Source organism: Vibrio sp. R10-SG3-ISO3, assembly GCF_059834225.1.
On the sequence record NZ_JCBDHE010000059.1, the window covers coordinates 83,415 to 95,990 of the forward strand.

Consider the following 12,576-nt stretch of genomic DNA (forward strand, 5'->3'; position numbering starts at 1 on the left):
CACCTTAGAGATAAATCGCTTGGTTAAAGCCAGAGGAGTCGCCTTCGCCAAGCCCCATCACTTCATCCAAACTCACCACACCTTGCAGCGCCAGTTCCATCGCGGAGGCAAGCAGCGGCTTGTAGGTTTTTGATTGCCTTGCCACTTGAGCAAAGCCAACGGCGTCATTGGCGCGCAGTTTGTCCATCATATCAAGTTCAAGTTCGAGCATTTCAAACACACCGATACGACCACGATAACCAGTCAGGTTGCAGTTTTGACAACCACGACCACGCACAAACGTCGCCTCCGCTTGATTCGGAAAACGCTGAGCCAGCCATAACTTGCGACTCTCATCGGGCGTCTCTTCTGTTTTGCAGTCTGGGCACACCTTACGCACTAGACGCTGCGCGACCACGGCTCGCACTGAGCTGGCAACCAAGTAGCCCGGCGCCCCCATATCCATCATGCGCAGCGCACTATCAATGGCATCATTGGTGTGCAACGTGCTGAGTACCAAGTGACCCGTCAATGCAGCTCGCAGGCCAATTTCCACCGTCTCTTGGTCACGCATCTCACCAATCAAAATGATGTCTGGGTCTTGACGAAGGAAGGTACGCAACACCGTTGAGAAGTCTAAATCTATCTTCGGGTTAACTTGAACTTGGTTAACCCGTGGCAAGCGATATTCCACCGGGTCTTCGGCGGTGATGATCTTTTTCGCTGGGCTATTGAGCTCGCTAAGTGCGCCGTACAAGGTGGTGGTTTTACCGGAACCGGTTGGGCCGGTCACCAAAATCATGCCATGTGGACGTTTAAGCTGGCGGCGCAAGCGAACCAAGAGATCGTCTGGCATGCCTGACGCTTCAAGCTTTTGAATACCGGAGGATTGGTTAAGCAAACGCATCACCACCGATTCACCATGCTGAACCGGCATGGTCGACATACGAATATCGACCGATTGCCCCTTGGCGCGAATATTAAAGCGGCCATCTTGTGGCAAGCGTTTCTCTGAAATATCAAGATTGGCCATTAGCTTTAAGCGCAGTACCAGAGCGGAAGCGATATTGACTTCATTGAGTAGCGTTTCATGCAGCACACCATCAATACGCTGACGTAAGCGCAGTACATTCGCATCAGGCTCAATGTGAATATCGGAAGCGCCGATTTGGATCGCATCTTCAAACAGCGAGTTGATCAGTTTAACGACAGTCACCTCTTCGCTGTCATCATCTTCAATGGTGTAATCGAACGCGTCTGTGACTTGGTGTTCAGCTTGAAGCTGCTCCGCAAAGGAGGCGATCTCTTTGGTGCGGCGATAGTAACGGTCAAATCCGTCCACCAACTGCTTCTCGGGGGCAATGACAAATTCGATGTTGTATTGCGACAGCTGCCCAAGCAGCGCTTCTTGGGCAAACAAGTCTGCCGGGTCGCTCATGGCCACGCGCAGGGTGTCGCCCTCTTGACCAATCACTAAGGCGCGCAGACGCCTTGCGTGCACCTCAGGCAATACTTGCACCGCATCGATATCAACGTTCGCGCGCGCCAAATCAATCAGCGGCACATTAAGCTGCTGCGATAAGAACGAGAGCATCTGCTGCTCGGTCAAAAAGCCCAGTTCAATCAGCGCAGCACCGAGCTTTCTGCCGGTCGATTTTTGCGCCGCCAGCGCTTGCTCAACTTGCTGCTCGGTAATGATCCCCTCTTCAACCAACAAGTCACCAAGACGTTTTCTGAGTTTAATTTTCACGGGCGGGCTCCTGTAGTTGAGCAATAATCGCGAGGCGATCGCGGGCAAACTGTTGAGATTGACTGGATAAGCCGAGATTCGATAGGGCTTGCTGATACGCTTGTTGCGCGCCGTCTAATTCAAACGCGCGCTCTTTGGCAATCGCCAAACCGAGCCACCAGCGACCGCTGTCAGGTTCACGCTCGGTGAGCGCTTGATAGCTCTCTTTAGCGAGGGCGTTTTGCTGCTGCTTTTGTGCCAGCGCGGCGCGCAAAGAGAGATACTCCACCGAGGCTTGGCGTGGCAGATACGCCAATGCGGTCAACGCCGCCGTGTTTTGCTGCTCTTTAATAAGCAATGTCGCCAGCGCGATGCGCAGCTCATTGCTCTCTTTGTCTAGGCTGATGCCCTTTTGCAGAATATCGACCGATTTACGCACTTCCCCTTTGCCATAGTAGAGCGCCGCGAGACGTTTGCGGATCTCGATATCTTCCGGGGTGTAGTTCAGCGCTTGATGATAATGCTCAAGGGCCTCTTTTAAATTGTTACTCTCAAGCGCTTTTTGCCCACGCGCCTGCGCTTTCTCAGCCAATTGTGCAGGCGTCAGTTCAACGTGCTCCACCACCATGCTGCCGCTCGATTCATTTCCCTTCGAGACAGTACTATTCGAAACAGTGCTATTCGAGGCAGTGCCACCAACCGAATGAGTATGCGACGTATTGGAAACACTCTCTTCTTGTACCTCGGTGACGCTTACCGGCGTTGCCACCTTGGCAACGAGCATCGGTTTCTCCACCGCGGGCTTGTCGACCACTGTCGGGGAAGGCGCTCTAGATGGTGAAGAGGCATACTGAGTCGATGGTGCCGATTTTTTCTCAGGCGCAACGTAGACGGCTTGAGCACTTGAGGTGAGTTTCGCTGTTGGTGAAGGTACTAGAGTCGCGTCAGACAAGGGGGCGTTCTGCTTTTTGGTCATTTGGCTGATGGCTGTCTCTTGCTGAGAGAGCGCAAAACCACCGACTGCCAGACTTAAGAAAAAGCTCCCCACCACCCAAGGTAGGACACGCACTTGTTTAACGGGCGCAACGACGGCACGTTGGATCGTCTCGTTGGCGCCGGATTGTTTATCCGTCAATTGGGTGAGAGCATTGTTGATGGCACTCATGGTTTAACTCCACCCCCACAACAGTGGGTGTTTAAATTTGGGTTTAACGGTATCGAACGTATCATGAATAGCGTCAAACAAGTCTTGATTCGTTAACTGATGCGCCCCTTTGCTAAAGGCCGACACCAACGCTTTGTGGCACACTTGGTTGATCAATCTCGGATAACCTTGGCTAGCGCGCCATACGGCCTTTTTATGCGCCAGAGACATCAGACTCACCGATGCTGACGCGCGCGTTAAGCGGTTGTCGATGTACGCGACCGTTTCGTCTAAATTGAGCGCTCTCAACTTAGCATTAAAGGTGATGCGCTGACGAAACTGACGCAAATGATGCTGCGAGAGGCGCTCATCCAACTCTGGCTGACCCACCAACACGATTTGCAGAAGTTTGCTTTGCTCGGTTTCCAAATTGCCAAACAGTCGCAACACTTCCAGTGCGTCATCGCTGAGCGCTTGCGCTTCATCGACCAACACCACCACTTTTTTCTCTTGCTGGGCCAGCTCAATCAGCTTGTTGTGGATATCATCGACCACACTCAGCTCATTTTGCGATGACACGCCCAGCTCTTTGGCTATCGCAAAGCGCAGCTTATCGCCGCTCAATGCGGGGTTGGGCAGAAATACCAATTGCACTTGATCGAGAAAGTGACGCGTCATCATCCGACACACCATGGTTTTCCCTGTGCCTACTTCTCCCGTCACTTTGATCACGCCCTCGCCCATGCTGAGCGCGGCATTCACGGTTTGAATCGCCTCATAGTGCGGCGCTAAGCCTAAAAACATCTCGGTATTAGGCGTGAGATGAAACGGCTGCTGAGAAAAACCAAAGTGCTCTAAATACATGACCTAGTTATCGTCAGGGAACCACTCAAGCAAGAGATCACGCGAGCGCTCAAGCTCTTTCTGCCAAGTATTAACCCCGACCACCGTCGGTTTAAGCAAAATCACTAGCTCGGTTTTCTGGGTAATTTGGCTGGTGTTTCTAAATAGGTGCCCGAGCGCTGGAATATCACCTAAAAATGGGACTTTCGAGGTTTGATCTAGAGTATTGGATTTCATCAATCCGCCAATAACCACTACGTCACCATCTTGGGCGCGAATCACCGAATCCGACTCTCGAATGGAACTAGTGGCAAGAGGTAATGTGAGGCTATTGCTGCCGTAGGTTATCTCTTTAGTCTCCTCACTGACATCAATCACAGCAGGGTGGACATGGAGTAATACATTGCCTTGATCGTCAATTTGTGGCGTAACATCCAATGAAATACCTGAGAAGAAAGGCGTTAACTCAACATCCGTTGAAGTAGTTGTTGTAGAGCTACTCGAATCGGTATCTGTCGAAAAATCGGTGACGAAGTAACTATCAGTACCTACTTTAATGACCGCTTTCTGGTTATTTGATGCCGTTACTCGTGGGCTAGATAAGACATTCAAATCTCCCTGTGTAGCCATAAAGCTGATCACAGCATCAAAACTCCCGCTAGAAATCACCAAATTAGTCTGTCCCCCCAACAAGGTTCCAATGGCATCAAGTCCAGGTAAAGTTGAGACACTTCCATCCCCACTAATACTCCCTTGACCTAAACTAAAATCGGTGCCGTTGGATGAGAACGCCTTCGACCAATTGATCCCTTGCTGGTAGCCATCACTTAAGGTGACTTCCAAAATCTTGGCTTCCAAGATCACTTGGCGGTGCATACGCTGTTGTGAGACGCCGATGAAATTACGCACTTCTCGAATTTCGTCAGGATACGCGCGCACGGTAATCACACTGGCTTGCGGCGTGACAACCACACTTTGGCCGCGATCATTACCGATCAGCTGTGAGACGGCGGTTTGCAGCTGTGGCCAGAAATCGCTTTCACTGGTGGTTTCAATTTCCGTTCCGCCTTTAGTTGAACTTGCCGAACGAGTCGACGAGGAGCTCGAACTGGAGGAGCTGCTTGATGAGTTGGTGTCTGTATTGGTGATAGTTCCCGTCGTGATCGAGGTTAACGAGCGCCCTGAACGCGTAAACTGCAAGTAATCGACAGGAATGGTCACGGTTCGAAGCCCCGCAGGATAAACCTGAATCACATTGCCCGATTTGCTGATCTCATAGCCGTAGAGGTCGCGCACCACCGCCAGCACTTCATCCATGGTCACATCGGTTAAATTAAGGGTGATATTACCTGCAACGCTTGGATGGATGGCGGCACTAAATTCTGTCCCTACCACCAAACTGGTGAAAAACGCTTTCGCATCAACACCGTCCGCTTTAACGCGAAAACGCTTTAAGGTTTTGGCGCGATTGGCTCCGCTGTCACTCAGTTCAGGCATCAAGTCTGCACTCACTTCCGGAGGCAAATCGGTCAAGGCGCGACTGTTTGATTCATTGATGGATTCATTCAAGGCCGCTTTGACTTCAACCGGATCGCGATGGCCCATCGAGCAGCCCACCAGAGATGTTATTGTTATTGCTATGGCAAGTTTACGCATATCCTTCCAATGACCTTATTGCTTAATATCTAGTGTGAACATCGACAGTGTCCATTGCTGATTACCGCGAGCGAGCACCACGTGTTCTGGCTCGATACGGCTGACTCGATACCCGTTCACGGTATCTCCACGCTGCGCCACTTTCCCGCTTAATACCGCCTGACATGGGCTCATTTCATGGCAGACAATACTTTGCACTTTGGGCAACGGTGGGCGTTTCGGTTTGGTGGCCACCGCCACCTCTGCCGGTTTCACCCAGCCAAGGGGCGCGGTAGGATCATCGGATGCCTGTGAGGGCAACGCGATGCCAACAAATGCCGCGATGGCGACCAATACAAGCTGCTTAACCACCAATAAACTCCTGCCTTGTCCCTAGGGTGTAAACTTCCATCACCAAGCGCGCGGTTGGGTAACTTTCGACCGAATAGTGAAAGCGTCGCCAATAGTACTTGCTTGGCATGGACTCCAATGTCTCGAGATAGGTGACGATAGAGAAAAAGTCGCCAGTGAGCTCAATTTGTACAGGGTGAAGATAGTAGCCAGACTCACCTTGATTGCCTTTACGCATAATCGGCTCCGCTTTGAGCGACTGCAAAGAGACCAATCGTAGACCTTTGCTGCTGGCTAACACGCTTTCAAGCATTTGCGCCATTTGGTTTGGGGTTAGCAATCCCTCAATGGTTTTCGCTAACTCCTCTGACAGCGCCTGACTTTCGATAGACAAACGCTCAAACTCTTGGTTGATCGCTTGGTTAGGATCCTGTTTGAGCTTCGCCGTCATGAGCAGCACTTCCCCTTCGAGGCGCTGCGCGTTGGCTTTACTGGTCATCACTTGACGATTCAGTTGCTCGTTGGCCTTGATCGTAGGCTCTATCAACAAGACAAACATCACCATGACGATCAACACCACGCCACACAAAGTGATCAGCCACTTTTCTCTCGCGCTGAGCTTGGCAAACTTATCGTTCCATTGAATCCATACCTTAGCCACTATTTGGATTCTCCTTTTGTTTTCAGCTCAAACGTAATGATGTCTTGCTCATTACGGCCGATACTCAACTGCTCAAACGAACGCCCGACCAAATTGAGTTCGGATTTAAATTCGCTCACCCAGCTTGGAATCGCTGCAGCTTCTCTTGCCAAGCCCTTAAGATCGAGTGATGAGGATGAGATAGCGATCGAGTCGAGCGAGATATCGTCTCTGGCTAATTCGGATAGCGAACGCATCACCCCGGAGTAGCCCACTTGCGCAGACTGATCAAATTGACGGACCGCATGGAGTGAGTCTCGCGTGGCAGCAATTTCTTGCTTCAGCCGCTCTACCGCTGCCACTTTGGCAGCATCAGGTTTGTGCTTGGCGAGCTTTTCTGTCAGCGCCTTCGCTTCGGCGTCCAAACTGCTCTCTTGTTGTTTCCACTGCGCCAACTCTTTACCGCGTTGGCCTTGCTGCATGGTCTCATAACCGTAGAGCAACACACAAACCACCAGTAACGCCGCCCACACGATGGCGACATTGGTTAAGGTAAAGCGCTGTTTCTTCGGTTTGAGGCTGTCAGGGAAGAGGTTGACCATCGTGACCGTTTGCTGCGCAGCACGCAGCAGCACATGGGCCGACTCCACCGACTCATCATTCAGTGGCGCAACTTTAACGCTCAGGCGCTCAGAGAGCGCATCGGCGATCTCTTGCTGATCCTCTTCATCACAACACACTTTCATCTGATGCAAAGAGAGCGAGCGCATCTGTGAAGAGAGGTAATCGACCGAACGTTGTAATTCCAGTGCGATGCTATCTAGCTGCAATAAACTGCTGGCCACACCAGTCAAAGGCGGCGCAACGCCGCGAATGGTGCGCTGAAACACGCTGTGCCCATCAACGAATGCACTGATCTTAAATTGTCCTTGCTTGGCACGTTGCAGCAAGAGAAATTGCGTCAGTTCTCCTGCGCTGTGCGCCCACAGCTCATCTTCCACGGCCACAGCATTGAGCGTTAGTCCTAGCGATTTGAGTGATTGATAGAGTCCGAGCACCATTTTTTTCTGCGTGACATACACTTGCAGCTTGCTGCTGGTTGGCATCGGTGTGGAGTCCACCAACACATCGGTCACTTTTTCAGAAATCAGATCTTTAATCAAAAACGGTAGGGCGGCGCTGAGCTCCTCTTCAGGCACTTTCGGTTTTTCTATCTGGTAAGTTTGGTACAAGCCAGAGTGAAGCACGACATTAACCGCGCCCTGAGACACCTTATGTTGCTTGAGCGCGTTAAGAAGTATCTCTTGCCAGTTTTGGCTATCACAAGCGAGCTCAACGACTTGCTCCGCATGCTCGGGCAGCGACAAATGCAGCGCACTAGGCTGCACCACCACCGACAAACTGGGCGCGCTTTTTGATTTTGGTTTGAAGTGACCAATCAGTGATTTAATGTCCATTTAGCTGCTTGTTTTCCGCCAACGATTTCTACGACCTACTTGCACTTTGGGTGGAGCTGAGATGGACTGAGTCGCCGATCTTTCCGGAATAAGCTGACGCTCTTCCTCAAAATACCGCCCCTGTACACCCTCGACGCCAAGAGAAAGTAAGGTTCTAAATTCTAATTTGTTATCTACCCCAACGGCGATGACTTGCGTTTGCTTATCCGCACACGCACCAAGCATACTACGGATATATAGCTGATTTTCATGCCGTTGCTCGATCTGTTTAACCAAACCGCGATGCAGTTTTAAATAGGTGATAGAGAGATCTTTTAAGTAATGCGTACTCACAATAGAGCGCCCAGCTTGACCGACCGTCACGCGACACCCTAAGCCTGACATCACTTTGATCACCGGACGCATATAATCTAAATGCTTAACCAGGCGAGCTTCAGAAAACTCAAACATCAACTGGCCTCGCTGAGCAATGGTCAATTGTAACAACTCATCTCGAAACCACTTGAAGTACTCTCGCTCCGCGAACGACGTCACATCGAGGTTAAGAGAATAACATACTGAAGAATGCTGAGATTTTATTCTCTTTATCACCAAGGTCAACATGGATTTGTCTAAAGTGGCGCCATAACCCACTGACTCTACGGCAGAAATAAAACGCGACGCTTTAAGTACCCCTTTTTCGGGATCGTTAATGCGTGCAAACAGTTCAAAATGATCGAGCTGGGTCTCTTGTTGTTCCGTCAGCAAATAACAAGGCTGCGCAAACACCATCAGCTTATCGGGTGCCAATGCCATATCGAGTAAGGTTCGCCAACGAACGCTACCTCGGTCTTCTTCTGGAGAGGTATGTTTGTTGAATCGGCTCCAAGTATTATTGCCTTGCAGCTGAGCACTTTTCAGCGCGGTTTCCGCCTCGTCGATGATTCTGCCCTGACTTTCTCCCTCGTGATACATACTCACGCCAATATGAACCCAGTTGTCTTTATCAAGCGGGTTGGGCGGGGTTAATTTCGCTAACTGTTTGAGCGCGGCACTCGCCAAGTTCGCCACTTCTTTATTCGACAAATGCGGGGCAAAAATCGCGAAGTCTGACTGGTAGTAGCGCGACAAAATCAGATCAGGATAGCGTTGAATCACATTGTTCAGCCCCTCTCCGACCTCGATAAGAAAGTCATTCGCAAGCTTTTCACCGTACTCTTCTCGAATCAGCGCCCAATCATCCACTCTGAGCAGCAAAATGCCACCTCTTGAGCCACTTTCAGATAATGCTGACTCCAATTTACTATCAAAGAGGACACGATTTGCCGTTCCGGTCAGCTGATCAAGAAACGTCTGAGTACGAATAAAGGCATCAAATCGACTGCGCTCTTGACGCGCATCTTGCAACTCTTCAATTAAGGTATCGAGCGCCTGACTGGCGGTGTAAGGCCACTCTGTTGGGTCACCTTTCGCATACTCTTCCACTCGCCCCGCCAAAATCATCCGCCCGCGCTCTTCAAGCCGCTCGCTGCCCGAAAGTTGCTCTTTCAGCCATTTCACCCCTTGCATCAAACAGAAAATAACCAAACCAATCGCCATGGTGATTGACCACATGGCTTGCAGCGAGTAGCCATAGCCAATATAAGGAGGCACCGCTTTAAAATCGATCTGATACCCGACATTTCGCTCGAGCGGATACGATCGCTGATACAAGAGTGCGGGTTCGACTTTGGACGACGTGTCTTTAAAACGGTAGATCACGCCGTACGAGGAGGATAGCTCCATTTCGACGATGTTCGACGCTTGGAGCATTTTAGGCATCCAGCGTTGGAGAGAGTAGGCAGCGTCAGGGTCTTCCATCTCCTTGTCCACAACCTCAACGATTCCCTGCAAGGATTGATCAAGATACTGCTGACCTAGACTACGAAACGAGAGTGTCCCACCGAGAAATAGGATGAACATCGCAATGATCACTATCATGGTGACAAAAGCGACTAAGCGAGTGCTCAATTTTAAGGTAGGGGTGTACCTCATGCGTTCGGAGTTCCTTTCCTAACAGTGAGCATCGATACCGACCAACAAGGCTCGATGACCATCAATGACAGCAAGTAATAGCTTGATTTTAGTCACTATACAAAAAAGCCGCGACATTCGCGGCTTTTTTCTAAAACTAATGACTTAGAACGGGATATCGTCATCAAAATCCATCGGTGGCTCATTGTACTGAGGTTTTGGCTGTTGCGCTTGCTGCGGCTGAGCGTATTGCTGAGAAGGCTGGCTCGCTTGCTGTGCCGGTTGTTGCGGCTGACCCCAACCTTGCTGCTGTGGCTGGCCCATACCTTGACTAGGCGCACCGCCTTGAGCACGGCCACCTAGCATCTGCATCACGCCATTGTAGCCTTGTACAACCACTTCCGTCGTGTAACGGTCTTGACCACTTTGATCTTGCCATTTGCGTGTTTGCAGTTGACCTTCAATATAGACTTGAGAGCCTTTACGCAGGTACTCACCCGCGACTTCGGCCAACTTGCCAAACAGTGCCACACGGTGCCATTCCGTTTTCTCGCGCTGCTCACCAGTTGCTTTATCACGCCAGCTTTCAGACGTTGCAATTGTGATGTTTGCCACTGCGCCACCGCTAGGCATGTAACGTACTTCCGGGTCACCGCCCAGGTTACCGACTAAAATTACTTTGTTTACTCCGCGGGTCGCCATGATTCGCTCCGTCCAAATTTGAGTGTTGATACCTAAATAGCACATTAGAATAACACGCTTTGACGCGCTGATAAATTTCTATCCCAAGATTCTCTTCACGAGAATCCGTCATCAAGAATTCCTTATCAAGATGGACACACTGCGAGCCCGCGCCAATCCCACGCCGATATTCTTTCGAGCAAACTCACGTCAGATTGCTGCTGAGCTATCCATCGATTACTTTTGCGCTTGAAGCGAGACGCAAAGCGACGGTCTCAAATCGCACTTGATGCGGTTTTGTACCACGCTAACGACTCGATTCACCGATTCATAGGTCTGCCATGCCCAAATCGTCTTACGCTCGCACACTGCATTTTATTTGCAATAACAAAAATGACCCACACCCGCATATCGATGATATCCAACGGGCGCTACGAATGACCATCCATCGTATGGAGCCATCAGAGCTAATGTTGGCCCTGCAACAAGAACGCCATCGGATTTTGATATTTGACTACCAATTTGTACATCAACAACAAGCGCAAATCGAAGCGCTACCGCTTTTGAACAAACACTTTGAAGTGATTTTGATTAACTTGTATCAGCGCCTTTCCACCGATGAATTATTGACGTTTGGACATCTCAAGGGTCTGTTTTACTGCGACGACTCCCCAGAGGTCATTGCCAAAGGCTGCGCGGCAATCATTAATGGTGAAAATTGGTTACCTCGCAAAGTCACTGCACAATTGCTCTATCACTATCGCACGGTGATGAGCAGCCAAACGGCGACAGTGGTGCTCGACATCACCATGCGCGAGCTAGAAATTCTGCGCTGCCTTAAGAGTGGTGCGTCCAATGCACAGATCGCCGAGGACCTGTTCATCAGCGAATTCACGGTAAAATCGCACCTCTATCAAGTGTACAAAAAAATCAAGGTGCGAAATCGAGTCCAAGCGATGGAGTGGGCCAAAGCCAATCTCTGATGCCGCGGTCACCCTCCACAGACGAGCTAACACCCGCACATTTCTGGACCGACAAGGAACGCTTTTATTCGCCATTTCCCACAGTCATGGTAAGGTATCGGCCATCAATCACATCGCAAAGTGTGATTACGTCGTTCACGTCAGTTCTTACGGCGCTCACAGGGTTAAAAAATTAAAAAAAGGGTATTACTCATGATTAAAAAGTGCCTCTTCCCCGCAGCGGGCTATGGGACGCGTTTTCTTCCTGCCACCAAATCCATGCCAAAAGAGATGATGCCAGTGGTGAACAAACCACTGATCGAATACGGTGTCGAAGAGGCGATTCAAGCGGGCATGAACGGCATGTGCATCGTGACAGGCCGTGGCAAGCACTCCATCATGGATCACTTTGATAAGAACTATGAGCTTGAGCACCAAATCAGCGGCACCAACAAAGAAGAGTTGCTGGTCGATATTCGTGACATCATCGACAGTGCTAACTTCACCTACATTCGCCAGCGTGAAATGAAAGGCCTTGGCCACGCGATCCTCACCGGGCGTGAGCTGGTTGGCGATGAGCCATTTGCCGTTGTTCTCGCGGATGACTTGTGTGTTAATGAGCAAGAAGGCGTACTGGCACAAATGGTCGCGCTATTTAAGCAGTTCCGCTGCTCAATTGTTGCTGTACAGGAAGTGCCAGAAGATGAAACCCACAAATACGGTGTTATCTCTGGTGAAATGATCAAAGACGACATCTTCCGCGTTGACGACATGGTAGAGAAACCAGAAAAAGGCACAGCGCCAAGCAACCTTGCCATCATCGGCCGCTATATTCTCACTCCAGACATCTTTGAGTTGATCGAAAATACTGAGCCAGGCAAAGGTGGCGAAATCCAAATCACCGATGCGCTGCTCAAACAAGCCAAAGCAGGCTGCGTACTGGCCTACAAATTCAAAGGCAAACGCTTTGACTGTGGTAGCGTCGAAGGTTACATCGAGGCGACCAACTACTGCTTCGAAAACCTCTACCTAAAAGACACCAAAACCTCTGAGTTAGGTAAACAAGCCACAACCAAAGAGAGCTAATCTCTCTAGATTCAGTGCGAGTAGGCCTCCCCTACTCGCCCTTTTTTTTCCCTCCCTACCATAAACTCAAAACTAGG

At 50.3% G+C, this 12,576-nt stretch carries 11 protein-coding genes; 2 read left to right on the forward strand and 9 right to left on the reverse strand.

All coding sequences use genetic code 11. The features are described 5' to 3' along the window. Positions 1–4: 4 nt before the first annotated feature. The 9 genes from mshE to AC6R1A_RS17875 all read right to left on the reverse strand — a co-directional run bounded on the left by mshE (position 5) and on the right by AC6R1A_RS17875 (position 10,472). The gene (gene mshE / locus AC6R1A_RS17835) at positions 5–1,729 is read right to left on the reverse strand and encodes an MSHA fimbrial ATPase MshE (protein WP_500633852.1); all 1,725 of its coding nucleotides are present in this window, start codon (positions 1,727–1,729) and stop codon (positions 5–7) included. Next, positions 1,719–2,873 (reverse strand): tetratricopeptide repeat protein, encoded by a 1,155-nt coding sequence (locus AC6R1A_RS17840; RefSeq protein WP_500633851.1) that lies wholly within the window; start codon positions 2,871–2,873, stop codon positions 1,719–1,721. The genes mshE and AC6R1A_RS17840 overlap by 11 nt, the downstream gene beginning before the upstream one ends. A gap of 3 nt (positions 2,874–2,876) precedes the next feature. Next, positions 2,877–3,716, reverse strand: coding sequence for an ExeA family protein (locus AC6R1A_RS17845; RefSeq protein WP_500633850.1), 840 nt, complete (start codon positions 3,714–3,716; stop codon positions 2,877–2,879). 3 nt (positions 3,717–3,719) lie between these two features. Continuing rightward, entirely contained in the window at positions 3,720–5,351 is a 1,632-nt protein-coding gene (gene mshL / locus AC6R1A_RS17850; RefSeq protein WP_487901787.1) for a pilus (MSHA type) biogenesis protein MshL, read from the reverse strand. A 15-nt stretch (positions 5,352–5,366) separates the two neighbouring features. Next, positions 5,367–5,702, reverse strand: coding sequence for an MSHA biogenesis protein MshK (locus AC6R1A_RS17855; RefSeq protein WP_500633849.1), 336 nt, complete (start codon positions 5,700–5,702; stop codon positions 5,367–5,369). Then, positions 5,695–6,342, reverse strand: a complete 648-nt coding sequence (locus AC6R1A_RS17860) for a type II secretion system protein GspM (RefSeq protein WP_334555028.1) — start codon at positions 6,340–6,342, stop codon at positions 5,695–5,697. The genes AC6R1A_RS17855 and AC6R1A_RS17860 overlap by 8 nt, the downstream gene beginning before the upstream one ends. Beyond that, positions 6,342–7,778, reverse strand: coding sequence for an MSHA biogenesis protein MshI (locus AC6R1A_RS17865; RefSeq protein WP_500633848.1), 1,437 nt, complete (start codon positions 7,776–7,778; stop codon positions 6,342–6,344). The genes AC6R1A_RS17860 and AC6R1A_RS17865 overlap by 1 nt, the downstream gene beginning before the upstream one ends. Then, the gene (gene csrD / locus AC6R1A_RS17870; RefSeq protein ID WP_500633847.1) at positions 7,779–9,791 is read right to left on the reverse strand and encodes an RNase E specificity factor CsrD; all 2,013 of its coding nucleotides are present in this window, start codon (positions 9,789–9,791) and stop codon (positions 7,779–7,781) included. Between the two features lie 144 nt (positions 9,792–9,935). After that, positions 9,936–10,472 (reverse strand): single-stranded DNA-binding protein, encoded by a 537-nt coding sequence (locus AC6R1A_RS17875; protein WP_487901795.1) that lies wholly within the window; start codon positions 10,470–10,472, stop codon positions 9,936–9,938. 320 nt (positions 10,473–10,792) lie between these two features. On the opposite strand from AC6R1A_RS17875, the gene AC6R1A_RS17880 reads away from it, so the two are divergent. Beyond that, complete coding sequence (locus AC6R1A_RS17880) at positions 10,793–11,434, forward strand: LuxR C-terminal-related transcriptional regulator (RefSeq protein WP_500628795.1); 642 nt, start codon at positions 10,793–10,795, stop codon at positions 11,432–11,434. 192 nt (positions 11,435–11,626) lie between these two features. Then, entirely contained in the window at positions 11,627–12,499 is an 873-nt protein-coding gene (galU, locus tag AC6R1A_RS17885) for a UTP--glucose-1-phosphate uridylyltransferase GalU (protein ID WP_500625660.1), read from the forward strand. Positions 12,500–12,576 lie beyond the last annotated feature (77 nt).

Excerpts from the sequence above, each read along its gene's own strand:
- AC6R1A_RS17865 (WP_500633848.1), bottom strand. The coding sequence starts at position 7,778 with ATGGACATTAAATCACTGATTGGTCACTTCAAACCAAAATCAAAAAGC.
- AC6R1A_RS17845 (WP_500633850.1), bottom strand. The coding sequence starts at position 3,716 with ATGTATTTAGAGCACTTTGGTTTTTCTCAGCAGCCGTTTCATCTCACG.
- csrD (WP_500633847.1), bottom strand. The coding sequence starts at position 9,791 with ATGAGGTACACCCCTACCTTAAAATTGAGCACTCGCTTAGTCGCTTTT.
- AC6R1A_RS17840 (WP_500633851.1), bottom strand. The coding sequence starts at position 2,873 with ATGAGTGCCATCAACAATGCTCTCACCCAATTGACGGATAAACAATCC.
- galU (WP_500625660.1), top strand. The coding sequence starts at position 11,627 with ATGATTAAAAAGTGCCTCTTCCCCGCAGCGGGCTATGGGACGCGTTTT.
- mshL (WP_487901787.1), bottom strand. The coding sequence starts at position 5,351 with ATGCGTAAACTTGCCATAGCAATAACAATAACATCTCTGGTGGGCTGC.
- AC6R1A_RS17880 (WP_500628795.1), top strand. The coding sequence starts at position 10,793 with ATGCCCAAATCGTCTTACGCTCGCACACTGCATTTTATTTGCAATAAC.
- AC6R1A_RS17875 (WP_487901795.1), bottom strand. The coding sequence starts at position 10,472 with ATGGCGACCCGCGGAGTAAACAAAGTAATTTTAGTCGGTAACCTGGGC.